Annotated in this window: 14 protein-coding genes; 7 read left to right on the top strand and 7 right to left on the bottom strand. The window is 62.9% G+C overall.

The window, feature by feature from the left end:
* Positions 1-411: 411 nt before the first annotated feature.
* The gene (locus ACFE70_RS14140; protein ID WP_375418409.1) at positions 412-2,187 is read left to right on the top strand and encodes a glycoside hydrolase family 9 protein; all 1,776 of its coding nucleotides are present in this window, start codon (positions 412-414) and stop codon (positions 2,185-2,187) included.
* A gap of 34 nt (positions 2,188-2,221) precedes the next feature.
* On the opposite strand, the gene ACFE70_RS14135 is transcribed toward ACFE70_RS14140, so the two are convergent.
* From ACFE70_RS14135 to ACFE70_RS14125, 3 genes are all read right to left on the bottom strand, one after another.
* Positions 2,222-2,452 (bottom strand): SOS response-associated peptidase family protein, encoded by a 231-nt coding sequence (locus ACFE70_RS14135; RefSeq protein ID WP_375418408.1) that lies wholly within the window; start codon positions 2,450-2,452, stop codon positions 2,222-2,224.
* 114 nt (positions 2,453-2,566) lie between these two features.
* Positions 2,567-4,222 (bottom strand): alpha-glucan family phosphorylase, encoded by a 1,656-nt coding sequence (gene glgP, locus ACFE70_RS14130; RefSeq protein WP_375418407.1) that lies wholly within the window; start codon positions 4,220-4,222, stop codon positions 2,567-2,569.
* A gap of 268 nt (positions 4,223-4,490) precedes the next feature.
* Positions 4,491-4,937 (bottom strand): PA2169 family four-helix-bundle protein, encoded by a 447-nt coding sequence (locus tag ACFE70_RS14125; RefSeq protein ID WP_375418406.1) that lies wholly within the window; start codon positions 4,935-4,937, stop codon positions 4,491-4,493.
* Positions 4,938-5,142: 205 nt separating this feature from the next.
* On the opposite strand from ACFE70_RS14125, the gene ACFE70_RS14120 reads away from it, so the two are divergent.
* From ACFE70_RS14120 to ACFE70_RS14100, 5 genes are all read left to right on the top strand, one after another.
* Positions 5,143-7,083: a glycoside hydrolase family 13 protein gene (locus tag ACFE70_RS14120; protein ID WP_375418405.1), complete on the top strand. Its 1,941-nt coding sequence runs from the start codon at positions 5,143-5,145 to the stop codon at positions 7,081-7,083.
* A 64-nt stretch (positions 7,084-7,147) separates the two neighbouring features.
* Positions 7,148-7,573 (top strand): GxxExxY protein, encoded by a 426-nt coding sequence (locus tag ACFE70_RS14115; protein ID WP_375418404.1) that lies wholly within the window; start codon positions 7,148-7,150, stop codon positions 7,571-7,573.
* 23 nt (positions 7,574-7,596) lie between these two features.
* Positions 7,597-8,304 carry an SDR family oxidoreductase gene (locus ACFE70_RS14110; RefSeq protein ID WP_375418403.1) on the top strand — a complete coding sequence of 236 codons (708 nt, stop codon included), beginning with the start codon at positions 7,597-7,599 and terminating at the stop codon, positions 8,302-8,304.
* Positions 8,305-8,409: 105 nt separating this feature from the next.
* On the top strand, positions 8,410-10,284 hold the full coding sequence (locus ACFE70_RS14105; protein WP_375418402.1) for an alpha-amylase family glycosyl hydrolase: 1,875 nt from the start codon (positions 8,410-8,412) through the stop codon (positions 10,282-10,284).
* A gap of 113 nt (positions 10,285-10,397) precedes the next feature.
* Positions 10,398-11,873: an MFS transporter gene (locus ACFE70_RS14100; protein WP_375418401.1), complete on the top strand. Its 1,476-nt coding sequence runs from the start codon at positions 10,398-10,400 to the stop codon at positions 11,871-11,873.
* 187 nt (positions 11,874-12,060) lie between these two features.
* Here ACFE70_RS14100 and ACFE70_RS14095 read toward each other — a convergent pair whose 3' ends face one another.
* On the bottom strand, positions 12,061-13,767 hold the full coding sequence (locus ACFE70_RS14095; protein ID WP_375418400.1) for a M28 family metallopeptidase: 1,707 nt from the start codon (positions 13,765-13,767) through the stop codon (positions 12,061-12,063).
* A 247-nt stretch (positions 13,768-14,014) separates the two neighbouring features.
* Between ACFE70_RS14095 and ACFE70_RS14090 the strand changes: the two genes are divergently transcribed.
* Complete coding sequence (locus ACFE70_RS14090; protein WP_375418399.1) at positions 14,015-15,121, top strand: glycosyltransferase; 1,107 nt, start codon at positions 14,015-14,017, stop codon at positions 15,119-15,121.
* 48 nt (positions 15,122-15,169) lie between these two features.
* On the opposite strand, the gene ACFE70_RS14085 is transcribed toward ACFE70_RS14090, so the two are convergent.
* Genes ACFE70_RS14085 through ACFE70_RS14075 form a run of 3 tightly spaced genes read right to left on the bottom strand, consistent with a single transcriptional unit; the run spans position 15,170 to position 17,895 of the window.
* Positions 15,170-16,438, bottom strand: a complete 1,269-nt coding sequence (locus ACFE70_RS14085) for a protoporphyrinogen/coproporphyrinogen oxidase (protein ID WP_375418398.1) — start codon at positions 16,436-16,438, stop codon at positions 15,170-15,172.
* Positions 16,439-16,493: 55 nt separating this feature from the next.
* Positions 16,494-17,279 (bottom strand): nucleotidyl transferase AbiEii/AbiGii toxin family protein, encoded by a 786-nt coding sequence (locus ACFE70_RS14080; protein WP_375418397.1) that lies wholly within the window; start codon positions 17,277-17,279, stop codon positions 16,494-16,496.
* A complete protein-coding gene (locus ACFE70_RS14075; protein ID WP_375418396.1) occupies positions 17,272-17,895 on the bottom strand; it encodes a hypothetical protein in 624 nt (207 codons plus the stop codon). Before ACFE70_RS14075 ends, ACFE70_RS14080 begins: the two co-directional genes overlap by 8 nt.
* Positions 17,896-18,079 lie beyond the last annotated feature (184 nt).

Here is an 18,079-nt window from a genome sequence, read left to right as displayed (position 1 = left end):
TTTTCTCTGCGCCCGCCTCTGGACGCTGTATCTCAATTGAGAACACCCCCTAAAGGGCATAGCTTTAACTAGCGTACTTAAAAAATAAACCTTATCAGGCCTTATCTGCTGAGCCAGGCAGCGCTTGGAAAACGGCGGTTTTCCTGACGAGCGTCTAACGCAATCGGGCGCGCGTAGTAGCCTGAGCGGCTGGCCATTGCCTTTAGAGACCCCGAATTTGATGCGCGGACGCTTGTGCCGCTCATCGACGAGCTGCTGCGCCAGCAGCGCACGGCGCCAGGCCCTGTCTTCTCAAAGCCCTGCCGTTTGCCGCCCGGAACCGAGCCCTCGCTTACTTTTAGGGCCGGGCGTCCCGCCAACGTGAAGCGCTCAGCGTCGGCGACCCCTGCTTGTTTGGCAACCCTTATCCGTATGCATCCGCTTATCAAGGTCTTTTTCGCCACCAACTGCCTCGTCAGCGGCGCCCACTCAGTCCCCGCCCAGTCCCCGCCAGCCGCCGGAACCATTCGGCTCAACCAGGTCGGCTTTTACCCAACCGCCCCCAAAGTGGCAGTTGTCGTTGGGGCCAGCGCTGGCCCGTTTTACCTGACCGCGCCCGGACAGGCGACGCCCACTTTCACTGGCGAACTCGGCGTGGGCCGCTACGATAGCCTGGCCCAGCAACTCCTGCGGCCAGCCGACTTTTCGGCCTGCCACACGGCCGGCACCTTTATCTTATCGGTGCCGGGCGTGGGCGTCTCGGCCCCGTTTCGGATTGCGCCAAGGGTGCACGAGGCTCTGGCGCAGGCCGCCCTGAAAGGCTTCTACTACCAGCGCGCGGCCACGCCGCTGCCGCCGGCCTATGCCGGCCCGTGGAGCCGGCCGCTGGGCCACCCCGACCGCGACGTGCTGGTACACCCGTCCGCCGCCAGCGCCCGGCGGCCGGCCGGCACCCGGCTGGCGAGCCCGCGGGGGTGGTACGATGCCGGCGACTACAACAAGTACGTGGTCAACTCGGGCATTACGCTCGGCACGCTGCTCTCGCTCTACGAGGATTTCCCGGCCTACTGCGCGCAGTTCAACGCGGGCATCCCCGAAAGCCGCAATGCCGTGCCCGACGTGCTCGACGAGGCGCTCTGGAACCTGCGCTGGCTGCTGACCATGCAGGACCCCGAAGACGGCGGGGTCTACCACAAGCTCACCAATGCCGACTTTGACGGCATGGTGATGCCCGCGGCCTGCGCTACCCCGCGCTACGTGGTGCAGAAGAGCACGGCCGCCACGTTGGATTTTGCGGCCGTGATGGCGCAGGCCAGCCGCGTGTTGCGCCGCTTCGACCGGCCCTTGCCCGGCCTGGCCGACTCGTGCCGGCGCGCCGCCACCACGGCCTGGCGCTGGGCCCGGCAGAACCCGGCCCGCTACTACCGGCAAGACGCCCTGAACCAGCAGTTTCAGCCCCCTATCAAGACCGGCGCCTACGGCGACGAGGACCTGCGCGATGAGGTGGCCTGGGCCGCAACCGAACTCTACATCACTACGAAAGAGGACCAGTACTACCAGGCCAGCCAGCTGCTGGCCACTGCGCCGGCCCTGCCCGCCTGGGACCAGGTGCGCGGCCTGGGCTACTACACCCTCGCCCGCTTCCGCCAGCAGCTCACCCCGGCCGCCCGGCCCGCGCTGCCGCTGCTACGGCAGCGCCTGCTGGGGCTGGCCGACCGCCTGGTCGCGGCCAGCGCCGCCCACGCCTACGGTACGGCGATGGGCGCGGCGCGCGACTACAACTGGGGCAGCAACGCCAACGCTGCCAACCAGGGCATTGCCCTGGTGCAGGCCTACCGCCTCACCAACGACGCCAAGTACCTGCGCGCGGCCCTGACCAACCTCGACTACCTGCTGGGCCGCAATGCCACGGGCTACTGCTTCGTGACGGGCAGCGGGACGCGCGCGCCCCAGCACCCGCATCACCGCCTCTCGGAGGCCGACGGAGTAGCCGCCCCCGTACCCGGCCTGCTGGTGGGCGGCCCCAACCCCGGCCGGCAGGACGGCTGCCTCTACCCCTCGGCGCTGGCCCCACTAGCGTATACCGACACGGTGTGCTCCTACGCGTCCAACGAGGTGGCCATTAACTGGAACGCGCCCTTGGTCTACCTGGCCGCGGCCCTCGAAGCCCTGCAAACGCAAGCCGGCTTCAGCGCGGCGGCCAAGTGAGGCTTGGCCACCAGTCGGCAGGCCGCGCCAGATGTCACCGCGTAATTGGCACCAGGCCCCAGCGCACGAGCTGAATCTGGCCGGGGGCGGCGTTGGTGATGATGGGCAGGGCCTGCGCGGGCGCCGCGTTGTAGGTGGTTGGGACGGGGGCGTCGTCCTTGGGCCGGGCCCCGAAGTGCTGCTCGGCGGAGGGGGTAGGGGTGAGGAAGGTGTAGCGGCCGCACATGAGAGAAGCAATAGGGGGTAGGGAATCAGGTACTGTCATGCTGAGCTTGCGAAGGACCTTATCACGTCAGGATGACTCGTTTATACGACAATCGTTCTAACGTGATAAAGTCCTTCGCAAGCTCAGCATGACAGTACCTGATTCCCTACCCCCTTACTTCACCGCATACAGCTGCTCGTAGTATTCGCGCGCCATGCGCCCGCTCTCGAAGGCGGGCTCCACGTCCTTCAGGGCCGTTTTGGCTACTCTCAGAAAGTCCTGGGGCCGGTTGTAGTACAGGGGAAGAATCGTGTTTTCGAGCACGTCGAGCAGGGCCGTGGCTTCGGCATCGTCCCTCACGTGCTCCGGCAGCTCGACGGGTGAGTGGGGGATGAGGAAACCGTTTTCGCCCGGGCGGGTGAACTCGGGAATCCAGCCGTCGGCGATGCTCAGGTTGACGCAGGCGTTCATGGCCGCGGTCATGCCGCTGGTGCCGGAGGCCTCGCGCGGGAAGCGCGGCGTGTTGAGCCAGAGGTCGGAGCCCTTCTTCAGGGCCGCCGACAAGCCCAGCTCGTAGCCGGTCAGCACCGCGCAGTTTTTCAAGCCGCGAGTCTTGTTAATCAGACTATTGAACAGGTTAATAGCACCGTAATCGAGGGGGTAGGGCTTGCCGGCCCAGATGATTTGCACCGGCCGGTCGGCGTGGCTGAGCAGCGCCCGGAACCGGTCGAAGTGGCGCAAAATCAGGTCGGCGCGCTTGTAGCCGGCAAAGCGCCGGGCCCAGACGATAGTCAGCACGTCGGGGTCGAAGAGGTTGCCGGTCTGGTCGGCTACAATCTTGAACAGCTCCTTTTTCAGCGCCCGCTTGCGGGCCAGCAGGGCGTTGTCGTCCTTGGCTTTGAGGGCGCGGGCCAGCTCCGGGTCGCGCCAGTAGGTACCATTCTGGGAGTTGGTGATGGGAATGATGGGGCAGATGCCGGCGTTGCCGCCCCACATCTCGTTGCTCACCAGCCCGTGCACCTTGCTCACGGCGTTGGCGCGGCGCGCGAACCGCAGGGCCGTGAGCGTGTAGTTGAGCGAGCTGCCGTCGTAAATCTGCGCCACCTGCCGAATTTCGTCGGTTGGCACGTCGCCGAAGAAGGTCATGTCTTCGAGCAGCCGCATGGGGCGCTCCTCGTTGCCGGCCAGCTCGGGCGTGTGGGTCGTGAAAACCAGGCGCTTCTGCACTTCGGCCAGGCTGCGGCCGTGCTTGGCATAGAGGTAAAAGGCCAGCGGCAGGCCGTGGCCCTCATTCAAATGGTACACGTCGGTTTTGCGGCCCAGCAAGTCCAGCAGCTTGCCGCCGCCCACACCCAGCACAATGCTCTGCGCCACGCGGGCGGCATCGTTGGGGTCGTAGAGGTGGTGGGTGATGGTGCGCGAAACGTAGTCGTTCTGCGGAATGTCGGTGGTCAGGAAAAACATCGGCGCCGTGCCGAAGGTCTCCGGGTTCAGATACAGCGCCTTGACGTACACCTCGGCGCCGTGAATAATGACGGGGAAAACCAGGCCGGTGTCTTGCAGAAACGAGTATTCCTTGCGGGTGTAGTTCACGCGCAGCGTCTGGTCCTCGTTGCGGCCCTGGTCGTAGTAGCCGAAGCTCCAGAGCATCCCGATGCCAATCAGGTTTTGCTTCAGCTCGTAAGCCGAGCGCATGTGCGAGCCGGCCAGAAAGCCCAGGCCGCCGGAATAGATTTTCAGGGATTGGTCGAGCGCAAATTCCATTGAGAAATACGCGGCGGCCGTCTTGTACTTGGCGGCGGGGGGGTAGGGATTGAAAGCGAAAGCCATGAAAAAGCGCGCCAGCGAGAGCAGGCGCTGAAAGGTGAAGCAAAAAGAGGGGGGTAGGGCACGAACCAGCCAGTGCCAAACGAAGCCGCAATATTCGGCAATTCAGGTTAAACAAGAGCCCGGCCCGGCAGCCCGGCCTCTGCCCGGCCCGGACTCTGCCCGGCCGGTGGCGCCGAGCGGCGGTCTGAGCGGCTGTTGCCGACGCCATTCGAACAGCAACTCCTGCCTGTCCTGCCAGCCGCCGGCCGGACCACCTCACAGCTCTTGGTTATCCTTGCGCTTTCAGGCCCTTGAGCTGCTCATACGTCTGCTGCGAGGCTGCGTACTGCCGCTCAACGGCCGCGCGGGCGGCGGGCGGAAGACCATCAGATTCGAGGGCCTCGCGGTAGGCTTTCAGGGCCCATTCTTCGCCGTAGATATTGGAATCGAGGATGCTTTGCTCGTTGCGGGCCACCACCAGGGCCTTGGCGTCCATGAAGCCGCGGTAGAAGCGGCCCTTGAGCGTGGTGCTGTCTTCGTCATCGCCGCCGGCCGCGCTGGCAAAGCCATTTAGCTCCTGCACGAACTGCTCGCTCTGCTGCATCAGGCTTTGGTAATAGGCCTGGTTGGCGGCGTCTTTGGTTTCGCGGGCGGCCGTTTGGTAGCCCGCAATGCGGTCATGGATGAAAAGGGTCAGCTCGTTGAGCGTATTGGTGAGTTTGAAGCTTGTCGTCATAGGGGTTCGGAGCGAAAGGAGGGGGTAGGGAATAAAGCTGAGCTGAGGGCCGGGCCGCTAAAGCGGCTCATTTCTAACGGCGTCCGGCGCCGGCTGGTTGAGGTGCTAATGCTGGTGGCGTGCCGGGCTTGCCCGTCGGGCGTGGCCCCTGGCTGTATCTTGCCCGCCCGACTGCTAATGTCTCATTTCCCTATTCTCCCGCTCTATGAAGCTCTTTTCCCGCGCTATCAACCCAGTGCTGGCCGCCGGCCTGCTGGCTTTCCTATCCTCGCTGCTTAGCCCGGCGCGGGCTGGCGGGCGGCCGGCCCCGCCCGCTACCCCTGATGCTGCCGGCCTGCTGGCCCACACCAATGCCCGCGCCGCGCCCGGCGTGCGCATCGACCCCACGAACTGGTGGGTGGGCATGAAAAACCCGAAGCTCCAGCTGCTCGTGCACGGGCCAGGCGTGGCCGGCAGCACCGTGAGCCTGACGAGTTACGCCGGCGTCACGCTGGATGGCGTGCAGAAGCTCGAAAGCCCCAACTACTTGCTGCTCAACCTCACCATCAGCTCCGAGGCCCGGCCGGGTCGGCTAAAGCTGGCATTCAAGGGCGCCAGGAAATTCACCTACGCCTACGAGCTGCGCGCCCGCGACACCCAGGATAAAACCCGCGTGCAGGGCCTCGACCAGAGCGACTTTGTGTATTTGCTCATGCCTGACCGCTTCGCCAACGGCGACCCCAAGAACGACGTGGTGAAGGGTACCCGTGTCAATCATATTGCCCGCGACTCGATGTATGCCCGCCACGGCGGCGACCTCCAGGGCATCGAAAATCACTTTGCGTACTTGAAGGAGCTGGGCGTGACGGCCATCTGGCCTACCCCCGTCGTGGAAAACGACATGCCCAAGGCCAGCTACCACGGCTATGCCCTGACCGACTACTACAACGTGGACCCGCGCTATGGCACCACGGCGCAGTACGCCGCCTTCGTGCAACACGCCCATCAGCAGGGCCTGAAAGTGGTGCACGACGTGGTGCTCAACCACTGCGGCTCCCAGAACTACCTGTTTTTGGACCAGCCCGCGCCGGACTGGTTTCACCAGTGGCCCGGCTTCACGCGCAGCAACTTCCGCGACGCCGCCTTCAACGACCCGCACGGCTCGGACTACGACTTCAAGCGGTTCAATCAGGGCTGGTTTGATACGACCATGCCCGACTTGAACCAGAGCAACCCGCTGGTGGCTACTTATCTGATTCAGAACTTCCTGTGGTGGATCGAATACACCGGGCTCGATGCCTATCGAATTGATACTTATGGGTATTCGGAGCCCAAATTTCTGATGCAGTGGAGCACGGCGCTGGCCGGGCAGTACCCGCGGCTGGGCATGTTTGGCGAAACCTGGGTGCAGGGCGTCGCGCAGCAGGCCTACTTCGCGCGCAACATCCTGCCGGCCGTCGATGGGTTTAAATCGACACTGCCCGGCGTGCTGGATTTTCAGCTGCAATACGCCATCAATGAGGCGCTGACCAAGGACGCGGGCTGGACCGAGGGCATCAGCAAATTATACTATACCCTGCAAGCCGACTGGCTCTACGAGGACCCGACGCGCAACGTAGTGTTCCTGGACAACCACGACGTGAGCCGGTTTTTCTCGGTCATCGGCGAGGACCTGGCCAAGTACAAGATGGGCATTGCCTGGCTGCTGACTACCCGCGGTACGCCCCACCTCTACTACGGCACCGAGGTGCTGATGAAGAACTTCTCGGACCCCGACGGGAAGGTGCGCGAGGACTTTCCGGGCGGCTGGACTGGAGATAAGAAGAACCTGTTTGTTTCCCGCTCCGGGTCTGAAGCAGAAGCCTTTAGCTACGTAAGCAAGCTGGCGGGGTATCGTCGGACGCATCCGGCGCTGCACTCGGGCAAGCTCATGCACTTCATCCCGGAGGATGGCGTGTACGTGTACTTCCGCTACTCCGACGCGGGCACGGTGATGGTGGTGATGAACTCGAATAAGTCGGAGAAAGTGGTGGCCACGGCGCGGTTTGCCGAGCGGCTCAATGGGTTCTCGTCGGGGTTGGAAGTGACGACGGGGGTAGGGATTTTGGATTTGAAATCGTTGCGGGTACCGGGGCGCACGGCGTGGGTGGTGGAGCTGCGCAAATAATTACGTTCTTTGATTTTTAGCCCGCAGAGGGCGCTGAGGTTTACGCAGATGACGCAGAAGCACTATGCGCGAGAATGAAGTTTCGTATCTGGTTAGGAAGGCCGCTTATACCATTCACATGGCATTGGGGCCAGGCTTGCTGGAGTCGGTATATGAGACACTGCTAGCGCATGAGCTGCGTAAGTTGGGGCTGCATGTACAGACTCAGGTTGCTTTGCCAGTGATTTATGACGGGCTACAGTTGGAGAATGGCTTTCGGCTGGACCTGGTAGTTGAGCACAAAGTGGTCGTAGAATTAAAGTCGGTCGAAACGCTACTAGAGGTGCACCACATGCAACTGCTCACCTACCTGAAGCTTTCCGGCCATAAACTAGGCCTGCTCATTAACTTCAACGTGCCCTACATCAAGAGCGGCATCTTCCGCAAAGTGAATGGCTTAGAAGAACAATCTGCGACTTCTGCGCAACCTTCTGCGTCCTCTGCGGGCTAAAAACCAAAGAAAGACCCAGAACCATGACCGACCTCACCGACCAAGTAGCCATCGTCACCGGCGCAAGCCGCGGCATCGGCCGCGCCATTGCTCTGCTCCTGGCTCTGCAAGGCGCCAAAGTCGTGGCCGTAGCGCGCAGCGCCGACGAGCTGGACGAGCTGACCCACAAAACCCAGGGCCTGAGCATCGAAGCCGACATCGCCAACGATGATGACGCGGCCAACGTGATAGCCGAAACCATCCGCCACTACGACCGCCTCGACATCCTCATCTGCAACGCGGGCGTCGGCACGTTCAACGAACTGGAAGACTTCACGGCCACCGAGTGGGACCGCATCTTCAGCACCAACGTGCGCGGCACCTTCCTGCCCTGCAAGTACGCCGTGCCCTACTTCAAGGCCCAGCAGAAAGGCCACATCGTCGGCATCGCCTCCGACGTGAGCAAGCGCGCCTTCGAGCACGGCACGGTCTACGGCGCCAGCAAGTACGCGCAGGATGCCATGCTGGCCTCGTTGAGAAAGGAAGTGCGCTCCCACGGCATCAAGGTCAGCATCATCTATCCCGGCATGGTTGACACGTATTTTAACGATACCACGCCCGGCCAGCCGCAAAACGAGAAAACCCACCTGCGCCCCGTCGATGTGGCCCAAGCCGTGCGCTACGTGCTCGAAGCCCCGCCTCACGTCGTGATTGACGAGCTGATGCTGCATCCGCTGACGCAGGAGTGGTGATTTTAAATGAAGAATTAGGAGTGAGGAATGAAGAATTTTTACACCAGCAATTCCTCATTCTTTATTCTTAATTTCTCATTAAGCGCAGCTTATCTTACGCCCCTTATGAGAAAACCTCTCCTTTTGGCTGCCGGCGCGCTGGCCCTGGCGGCCTTCATTTTGCCTGCTCAATCTGCCGTGGCCCAGACCGCTACCGACCCCAATACGACCGAGGAAATTCCGCAGGACCAGAAGCTGGTCATCTACCAGCTCCTACCCCGCCTGTTCGGCAACAAAGTAGCCCTGAACAAGCCCTGGGGCAGCATTCAGGAGAATGGCTGCGGCAAGTTTAACGACATCAACGACCGCGCGCTCCAGGAAATCAAGAAGCTGGGCGCCTCGCACGTCTGGTACACCGGCGTGATTGAGCACGCCACAATGACCGACTACAGCAAGCCGGCCGGCCCCGCCGCCAAGCCGGTCAAGGGCAAGCCCGCCCCCGCGCCCTACGCCGGTCCCGCCGCCGACGATGCCGACGTGGTGAAGGGCCGCGCCGGCTCGCCCTACGCCATCAAGGACTACTACGACGTGGACCCCGACCTGGCCGTGAACGTCAAAAATCGCCTGCTGGAGTACGATGCCCTCATCAAGCGCACCCACGCCAACGGCCTGAAAGTCATCATGGACTTCATTCCCAATCACGTGGCGCGCTCCTACAAGTCCGACGCCAAGCCGGCCGGCGTGGTCGATTTGGGTGCCAAGGATGATAAGACCAAGGCCTTCGCCGTCAACAACAACTTCTATTATTTGCCCGGCAAAACCCTGGTCGTGCCCACCGGCTACAACCCGATGGCCGCGGCCAAAGGCCCGGGCGAGGACGGCAAATTTCAGGAAAGCCCCGCCAAGGCCACCGGCAACGATATTTTTTCGGAAACGCCGTCGATAAACGACTGGTTTGAAACCACCAAGCTCAACTACGGCGTCGATTACCAGAACGGCCGCAAAACGTACTTCTCGCCCGTCCCCGATACGTGGGTGAAAATGAAGGACATCCTGGTGTACTGGGCCCGGAAAGACGTCGACGGCTTCCGCTGCGACGTGGCCGAGATGGTGCCGGTCGAGTTCTGGGCCTACGTCATTCCGGAGGTGAAGAAGGTGAAGCCCGGCATGGTGTTCATCGCCGAAGCCTACAACCCCAAGGAGTACGGCACCTACATCACGAAAGGCGGCTTCGACTTTTTGTATGACAAAGTGGGCCTGTACGATGCCTTGCACAAGCTCATGCGGCAGGAAGGCCACACCGAGGAAATCACGCGCGTCTGGAACGCCGACAGCCGCGGTATCGGCGCCCACATGCTGCGCTTTCTGGAAAACCACGACGAGAAGCGCATTGCTAGTAAAGAATTCGCCGGTGACGCGAAACGCGCCATTCCGGCCATGACCGTCTCGGCCACGCTCGGCACGGGCCCGGTGATGCTGTATATGGGCCAGGAAGTGGGCGAGCCCGGCCGCGGCCTCGAAGGCTTCGGTACCGACGATGGCCACACCAGCATTTTCGACTACTGGGGTGTGCCCGAGCACCAGAAATGGCTGAATCAGGGCAAGATGGATGGCGCCAGGCTTTCGGCCGAACAGAAGGCGTTGCGCGCGTTCTACCAGAAGCTGCTCACGCTCACGGCCACGAATGAGGCGCTGCGGGCCGGCAAGTTCTACGAGCTGCAAGACGCTAACAATTTGAGCAAGGAGTTCAACACCAAGCACCTATATGCCTACCTGCGCCATACGGCCAAGCAGCAGGTACTGGTGGTCGTCAACTTCAGCGACACCAAGAGCTACCGCCCGGTGCTCACCATCCCGCCCGCCGCGCTCACCGCGATGGGCCTCGACCCACAGCGATTCTACACCTACACCGATATGCTGAACGGCGGTGAGCCCCGCCAAACCCTGAACCTGACGCTGGAACCCCTCAGCGCTCACATCTTCGAGTTGAAACCCCGGTAAATTTAGATTTATCTAACCTGAAATCAGTAGATTTGAAGGCTGCTCAGCTGCCCCGAAAAGGCGCCGGGCAGCTTTCTTCGTCTTATTCCCCGCATTCCCTACCCCCCTCTCACATGGCATCCGTCGCCGCGGTCCCCAGCACCAGCCCCAACGTCCGCCTCAAGCCCCGCCTGAGCTTCTGGCAAATCTGGAACATGAGCTTCGGCTTCATGGGCATTCAGTTTGGCTTTGCCCTGCAAAATGGCAACATGAGCCGCATCTTCGAGACGATGGGCGCCAAAGTCGACGAGCTTTCGTTTCTGTGGGTGGCGGCCCCGGCCACCGGGCTGCTGGTGCAACCCATCATTGGCTACCTTTCTGACCGCACCTGGAGCCCGCGCTGGGGCCGGCGGCGGCCGTTTTTCCTGATTGGCGCCCTGTTTGCCTCGCTGGCCCTGATTACGATGCCCCACGTGTCGGCGCTCTGGATGGCGGCCGGAATGCTCTGGATAATGGACGCGAGCATCAACATCTCGATGGAGCCCTTTCGGGCCCTGGTCGGCGACCTGCTGCCGAGCACGCAGCGCACGGCGGGCTTCGGAATGCAAACGTTTTTTATCGGTATCGGCGCCGTGGTGGGTTCCTTACTGCCCGTCATTTACTCGAAGCTGTTCGACGTGTCTAACGTGGCCCCGGCCGGGCAGATTCCGCTTTCCCTGAAGTACGCCTTCTACACCGGCGGCCTCATCTACTTCCTGGCCGTGCTCTGGACGGTGCTCACCACCAAGGAGTATCCGCCCGAAAACCTGGCCGAGTTCGAGGCCGAAAAGGCGCGCACGTCCGGCTTCTGGCACGGCGTCAAGGAATCGTTTGCGGGCGTGGCCGACATGCCGCGCACGATGCGGCAGCTGGCGGTGGTGCAGTTTTTCAGCTGGCTGGCCTTGTTTTCGATGTGGATTTACGCCACGCCGGCCATCACGAGCCACATCTACCACACCACCGACAAAACCTCGCAGCTCTACAACGACGGCGCCGACTGGTGGAACGTGTGCTCGGCCGTTTACAATGGCATCTCGGCCCTGGCTGCGCTTTCCCTACCCCTCATTGCGCGCGCCACCTCCCGGCGGGCCACCCACATGCTGTGCCTGGTGGCCGGTGGCCTGGGGCTGATGTCCATCTACTTCATCGGCAATATTCCCATTGAGCGCACCGTGAGCTTATTCGGCAATCACCCGTTTCGGGTGGCCGAGCTGGCCCTGCTCGTGCCCATGCTGGGCATCGGCCTGGCCTGGGCCAGCATCCTGAGCGTGCCCTACGCCATGCTGGCCGGCGCGCTGCCTTCCAGCAAGATGGGCTACTACATGGGCGTGTTCAACTTCTTTATCGTGCTGCCGCAGATGGTGGCCAGCGTCACGCTGGGCTTCTTCACCAAGCACCTCTTCCACGACAACGCCGTGCTCACACTCGTGCTCGGCGGCGGCTCCATGATTCTGGCCGGCATGCTCACCCTGCGCGTCCACGATGCCGACGACATCCGCCTGCCCAACAACATGAACCCGGCCGAAAACCTGGCTTACGACAACCTGGCCTCGGCCGACCCGCGGCTGTAAGTCTGAACCACGGATTTATCGGATTAAACGGATTTATCGGATTTCGAGGACGATTCAGCAAAACCAAAAGGCCACTCAATGAGTGGCCTTTTGGTTTTAGAGGGGGGTAGGAAATTGAATAGAGCCTTGCTGAATCATCCTCGAAATCCGATTAATCTGTTTAATCCGATAAATCCGTGGTTCAGACTTATTTTTTTGTTAAACTCCTTTCCCGCACCGCTCTAAACTCCGAGCCCGCTTTCCACTGCGGAAATGTGGTTTCGCCGGCTATTTTCTGGCCGATGTGGAAGAGCAGGCGCGCGTCCTGCTCGGCGCCGCGCAGGTCCCAGCGGGGGTTGTACTCGTCGGCGGGCTGGTGGTAGCGCTGGGCTTCGTAGTCCTTGAACTGGGTTTCGGCGAAGGCCTTGCCGCGGGCGCGGGAGTCGAACTCGCCCTTGGCATAGAGGGCCGGCACACCGACTTTGGCGAAGCTGAAATGGTCGGAGCGGTAGAAGTGACCCTGCTCGGCGTGCTGGTCGGGCTGCACGTAGCGGCCCTGGGTCTGGGCTTCGGCGCGGGCGTAGTCGTCGAGGTCCGACTGGCCGTAGCCGGTGATGGTCAAATCGCGCATCGGCCCGAAGGTGCCGAGGCCGTCGATGTTGATATTGGCCACGGTTTTGGGGAGCGGAAACAGTGGGTGCGCCGCGTAATAAGCCGAGCCGAGCAGCCCCTGCTCCTCACCGGTGACGGCCAGAAACACGATGCTGCGGGCCGGTTTCTGCTTCGCTTCGGCAAAGCCCTTGGCGATGGCGAGCACGCCGGCTACGCCACTGGCATTGTCAACGGCGCCGTTGTGGATGGAGTCGCCGTTGATGGGCGCGCCGATGCCGAGGTGGTCCCAGTGAGCCGAGTAGATGAGGTACTCGTCGGGCCGGCTGGCGCCAGGCAGCACGCCGACCACGTTTTTAGAAGTGCGGCTGCGCAGCTTGTTGGTCACGCTCACGCTCCCGTTCAGGCCCAGCGGCACGCCCCGGAAGCCGGGCTGGTTGGCGGCGGTGTAAAGCTTTTGGTAATCCTGGCCGGCGGCGGTAAAAAGCTTTTTAGCCGCATCGAGCGTCACCCAGCCCTCAACGGCGCACTTGCTGGCGCCGTGGTCGGCGGTTTGGGGGCGGAGCTTGGCGCCGGAGTAGGAGCTTTGGACCACCGACCAGGGGTAGGACGCCGGCTTGGTATCGTGGACGATGAGCACGCCGGCCGCGCCGTGGCGGGCGGCCTCCTCGTATTTGTAGCCCCAGCGGCCGTAGTAGGTCATGGCCCGGCCCTGGAAGCGGGTGGTGTCGGGGCCGGCGTTGCCGGGGTCGTTGATGAGCACGACCACGGTTTTGCCCTTCACGTCGAGGCCGGCGTAGTCGTCCCAGCCGTATTCGGGCGCCACCACGCCGTAGCCGGCAAAGACCAGCGGCGAGTTGGTGAGCGCCACGCGGGGCTTTTCCTGCTCGGTGAAAGCCACAAAATCCGTGCGGTAGTTGAAGCGCAGCGGCTGGCCCTGGCCCGTAATCTGGAGGGTAGGCGAGGGCGTGCCGGTGATTTCGACCAGCGGCACGGCCTGGAAATACGAGCCGTCCGGGCCGGGCTTCAGGCCCAATTTCTTGAACTCCGCGGCCAGATACGCCGTGGTTTTCTCCTCGCCCGGCGTGAAGGGCTTGCGGCCCTGAAACTCATCGGCGGCCAGCACCTTGATGTGCCCGGCGAGGCCGGCCGCCGTGATGCCATCGGCGGGCGAAGGCGCGATAATGGTATCGGCGGGGGCCGCGTCGGCGGCTGTGGCCGCGCCGGTTGTGGCAGGGGAGTTGGGCTGGCAGCCGGCCAGCAGGGCCAGGGCCGCCAGCAGCCGTGCGCGAAGAGAAAGAAGCATGAGGGTCGAGGAAAAAACGGGTCAGCGGTGGCCCGCCCAAAGATGCACCGGCCGCCGCGAATTGCTCATTTTCGGTGGCCCGCCCCGGGAGCCCGCTTTTTCCTGTCCCCTCCCAAGGCCCGGATTAGCTAGTTGTCGTTCTCATCTCCGTATTTACACGTTGCTTCCCCATAAATCTCCGTAGTAATCCCGCCAACTGCTGCTAACCAGGTCCGCGTATGCTGGTTGTTCACCTTTCGGGTTTTGTATGGTTGGGGCTGCTATCTTTTTCGGATTATTTTTTGGCATCTGCATCAGCATTCTGCTCTGGCCCCGGCGGCGGGCGCGGCGGCGGGCGCACCAGGCGGGGCAGCCCCCCCAGGTGAGCATTCTGGTGGCGGCCCGCAACGAGGAAGCCAGCATTGAGCGCTGCCTGCGCTCGCTGGCGGCGCTAAACTATCCGGCCGGGCAGCTTGAGATTCTTATTGCTGACGACCACTCCACCGACCACACGGCCGCCGTGGTGCGGGCCTTTATTCGGGATAAGCCGCAGTTTCAGCTGCTTTCGGTGCGGCACGACCTGGGCTCGGCGCGCGGCAAAAGCAACGCCCTGGCCTACCTGTGCCGGGCCGCGACCACCGACTACTTCCTCTTTACCGATGCCGATATGGCCCTGCGGCCCGACTGGGTGACGGCCATGCTGGCCGCCGCCACGCCGGGCGTGGGCATCGTGACGGGCATCACCACGGCTGGGGGCGGCTTGTTTGGGCGCCTGCAAGGGCTGGACTGGCTCTTTGGCCTGCGCCTGATTCACTTGCTGGCCGAGGCGGGCCTGCCGGGCTCCAGCGTGGGCAACAACATGCTCGTGGTCCGCGCCGCCTACTCCGACGTGGGCGGCTTCGAGGCCCTGCCCTTCAGCACCAACGAAGATTTGCAGCTCTTCCGCCACATTGTGGACCGGGGCTGGCGCTTCCGCAACCTCTGCCAGCCGGCCGTGCTCGGCGTGTCGGAGCCCCAGCCCACCGTGGCCGCGCTCTTGCAGCAGCGCAAGCGCTGGATGAAAGGCGGTGCCCGGCTGCCCTGGTACCTGAGTGGCCTCTTCGGCCTCTACGGGGTGTTCTACGCGGTGCTGTTCTGGCCCGACCTGCTGCCGCTGGGCCCGCTGCTGCTAATCTACGGCGGCAAAGTGGCGCTGCAAACCCTGTTTCTGGCATCCGCGCTGCGCCAGGTGGGCCACCGTGAGCGGCTGGGCGTGCTGCTGCTCTACGAGCCGTATCTGTGCTTGATGTCGCTTTCCGTGCTGGCTTACGCGCTCTGGCCCAGCCCCGTGGAGTGGAAGCAGCGCCGCTACGCCTGGGCCGAGGGCGGAGGCTAGCATTCCAGAAAAGATGAGCGGCGGCGGCTTGTTCCCTTTGCTGGCCCCTTAGCGCAACAGTAGCTCGGCCACTTCCCGGCCCGCGGCCATTGCCCCGTTTTGCGAGGGGTAGGCGGCCCAGTCGCCGCACCGAAACAGACCTTGGGCCAGCTGCCGCGGCTGCCGCGCCGGCTGCCCGGCCGCGTACACGGGCAGGCCATAGGCTATCTGGTAGGTGCGCAGGTGCCGCCACTGCCGGGCCGCCGGGCCAAACCAGGCGGCCAGCTCGCCGCGCAGGCACTCGGTCAGCTCGGCTTCGCGCAGGCCGTGCGGGCCGTGGGTGCTCACCGATACCAGACTTTGGCCAGCTGGCGCGTAAGCCGGGCTCACGTCGGCGGGGAAAGCCACGTTGTGGGCCAGCGCGGGCGCTAGGGCCGCATTCAGGCGCAACAGCTTGTCGGCGCGGCCGGGCGAATTGCCCGTGGCGGCGAAGTAGGTGCAGGTGGTTGGGCGGCCTTCGCGGGCGAGAGGGGGGGTAGGGAATCCGGCGCCGGCCAGCAGCTGGGCGCCGGCCGGACCATCGGCGGCCACCACCACGGCGCTGCCGCGCAGCGTTTCGCCGCTGGCCAGCCGCACCGTGCGGCCTTCACTATCAATAGCGGCCACGGCCGTGTTCAGCCGGATGGTGCCGGCCAGCAGCCGCGCCGCCAGCTGCTCCGGAATCTGCTGCATTCCCAGCGCCGGCACGGCCGCGTCGCCGGTCACGAACTGCTGAAACACGAACTCGAAGAAGTTGCTGGCCGTGCTTAGCTCACGGTCGAGAAATACGCCGCCGAAAAAAGGCCGGAAAAAGGTGTTTATCATTGTCTCGCTCCAGCCGTAGCGGCGCAGAAACGTGCGCGTATCCACGCCGGGCCGGGCCAGCAGCTCATCCGGCGAGTGCTTGAGCACGTGGCGCACCAAGCTGAGAATGCGCAGCTTATCGGGCAAGGAGCCGATGGGCGCGGTGAGGGCCGAAACCGCCGCCAGGGGCCGCTGCAACGGGTTTTGCAGCGTAGTCCGCCGCCCATCCTCCAGCCGAATGACGGCCCCGGAGCGGAAGCGCTGCAAATTGAGCGCGTCGTAATCGAGCAGGCGCTTGGTTTCGGGATAATTGGTGAGCAGCACCTGAAAGCCGCGGTCGAGGCGGAAGCCGTCGGAGGTCACATCGGTGCGGATGCGGCCACCCACGGCGTCGGCGGCGTCGAGCAGCAGCACGGGCCGCCCGGCCTGGTGCAGGTAGTTGGCGCAAGTCAGCCCGGCCAGGCCGGCACCGATGATGAGGATGGGAGAGGTCAAGTAAGGGGTATCAGTCAAATGAGAGCTTTCGGCGCCGCGAAGCCTTAAAATTACTTCAAGTCTCCAATACCGCCTGCCGGATGTATTGCGGGAACATCGTGACTAGGCGGTCCTCGCGGGGGTTGAAAAGAAAGGGGCGCACGTCGTCGGCCATTGCCTGCATGTCCAAGGTCTGGCAGTGGGCCAGCAACTGGGCTTTAAGGTCGGCGGGGGTTTCAATGCCGCGCTTCTGGGCGAGGTACGCATAGTTGGGCCGAACCTGGCGGCCGAGCAGAAATACGGCATCGTAAAAGTCGCGGCCCTTGTTGCGGACACGGTTGAGAATGGCGTAGAACTTCTGGGCCAGCAGCAGGTCGGGCGGCGTGGTCTGAAGCTGGGTGAAGATGTCGAAGCGGTTGAGCAGGTAGGGAACCGGCTCGAAGGCAAAGTGCTGAGGCTCGGTGTCGAGCTGGATGAGAATCTTCTCCTCACGGTAGCCGCTCAGTCCTTCTTTGAACAGCAGCTCGGGAAAACGCACGTGGCAGTGGTAGGCGTCTTTGAGCACCAGCTTCATTTCGACCTCGTAGCCTTCCAGCTCCAGGCCGCGGGTCACGAGGCTGGCCAACTCGCCAAACTCGGCGGCCGTGACACCGGTGTTGTCAAAATCGAGGTCTTCGGAAAAGCGGCTGTTGCCGTGAACGATGCGCAGGCAGGTGCCGCCCAGGAAAAAAAACTGGTTAGCCAACGGGCTGTCGTAGATGAGCTGCAGCAGTTTGTGTTGAAGGTACTCGCGCAGGATGAAGCGGCTGAAGGGCCGGAGCGCGGCCGGGTACTGGGCCTGAATCTGGGCGAGGCTAAGCATGGGCGGGGAGCAGGGAAAGCAGGGCTCGCACGCGCTGGTTGAGGCGCTGGTGGGCAAACAGGGTTTGATAATCGGCGAGGCGGGTGGCATTAAGCTTGTCGCGCAGCACATCAGTATTCAGGCGCAGGGCGGCGAAGTCGTCGGCAGTGCGCAGCCTGGGGTGCAGGTAGCAGTAATCGAGTAGGGCCTTTTCAAGGTCAGCCATGAGCACGGGCCGGCCCGCGGCTGGGCGCAGTACCTCGTAGCCGAAGTAGAGGCGGGGCAGCAGGTGCTGGTAGCGAAAAGTGCCGAGGGGCGTGTGGAACGCCTGCGTTTTGCGCGAACTCACGGAAGTGAGCGTATAGACGCCTTCAGGGATAAGGCCGTGGTAGGACAGGGCCGTTTCCAGCGACAGGTAAGCGGGCTGGTAGATGCGGTTGGCCGTGAACCACAGCAGGGCTTCATCGACGGGCGTTTCGGTGAAACGGTACCAGCGGTTAACGATGCGCTGCAAGTAGCCGCAGGCCTGCCACTCGACCAGCCGGCGCTTGTCGAAATCGGGAAAAGCCTGACGCAACTCGTGACTGGAGACGAGGCCTTGGGCGGCGAAGCGTGAACGAGCGGCGAGGTATTTCATTTCTAAAAGTTGTCAAAAATAACAACTTTTAGAAATGAAACTCGCGCTGTACCATCAAGTTAATAGGTGTAAAAAATCTAAATACTTTGTACTAAAATAGGATATCAGGCAAGTGCTGAAACTGTTTAGGAAGTTCTAAAAACGGTCATGCTGAGCTTGTCGAAGCATGACCGTTTTTAGAACT

This window comes from uncultured Hymenobacter sp. (assembly GCF_964243305.1).
Classification (GTDB): domain Bacteria; phylum Bacteroidota; class Bacteroidia; order Cytophagales; family Hymenobacteraceae; genus Hymenobacter.
The sequence above is the reverse complement of the archived record's forward strand: the minus strand, read 5'-3'. Positions and strand labels throughout refer to the sequence as shown.

Coding starts and splice junctions, on each gene's coding strand:
- ACFE70_RS14090 (WP_375418399.1), top strand. CDS start 14,015: ATGGTTGGGGCTGCTATCTTTTTCGGATTATTTTTTGGCATCTGCATC.
- ACFE70_RS14120 (WP_375418405.1), top strand. CDS start 5,143: ATGAAGCTCTTTTCCCGCGCTATCAACCCAGTGCTGGCCGCCGGCCTG.
- ACFE70_RS14115 (WP_375418404.1), top strand. CDS start 7,148: ATGCGCGAGAATGAAGTTTCGTATCTGGTTAGGAAGGCCGCTTATACC.
- ACFE70_RS14100 (WP_375418401.1), top strand. CDS start 10,398: ATGGCATCCGTCGCCGCGGTCCCCAGCACCAGCCCCAACGTCCGCCTC.
- ACFE70_RS14105 (WP_375418402.1), top strand. CDS start 8,410: ATGAGAAAACCTCTCCTTTTGGCTGCCGGCGCGCTGGCCCTGGCGGCC.
- ACFE70_RS14080 (WP_375418397.1), bottom strand. CDS start 17,279: ATGCTTAGCCTCGCCCAGATTCAGGCCCAGTACCCGGCCGCGCTCCGG.
- ACFE70_RS14110 (WP_375418403.1), top strand. CDS start 7,597: ATGACCGACCTCACCGACCAAGTAGCCATCGTCACCGGCGCAAGCCGC.
- ACFE70_RS14135 (WP_375418408.1), bottom strand. CDS start 2,452: ATGACAGTACCTGATTCCCTACCCCCTATTGCTTCTCTCATGTGCGGC.
- ACFE70_RS14095 (WP_375418400.1), bottom strand. CDS start 13,767: ATGCTTCTTTCTCTTCGCGCACGGCTGCTGGCGGCCCTGGCCCTGCTG.
- ACFE70_RS14075 (WP_375418396.1), bottom strand. CDS start 17,895: ATGAAATACCTCGCCGCTCGTTCACGCTTCGCCGCCCAAGGCCTCGTC.
- glgP (WP_375418407.1), bottom strand. CDS start 4,222: ATGGCTTTCGCTTTCAATCCCTACCCCCCCGCCGCCAAGTACAAGACG.
- ACFE70_RS14140 (WP_375418409.1), top strand. CDS start 412: ATGCATCCGCTTATCAAGGTCTTTTTCGCCACCAACTGCCTCGTCAGC.
- ACFE70_RS14125 (WP_375418406.1), bottom strand. CDS start 4,937: ATGACGACAAGCTTCAAACTCACCAATACGCTCAACGAGCTGACCCTT.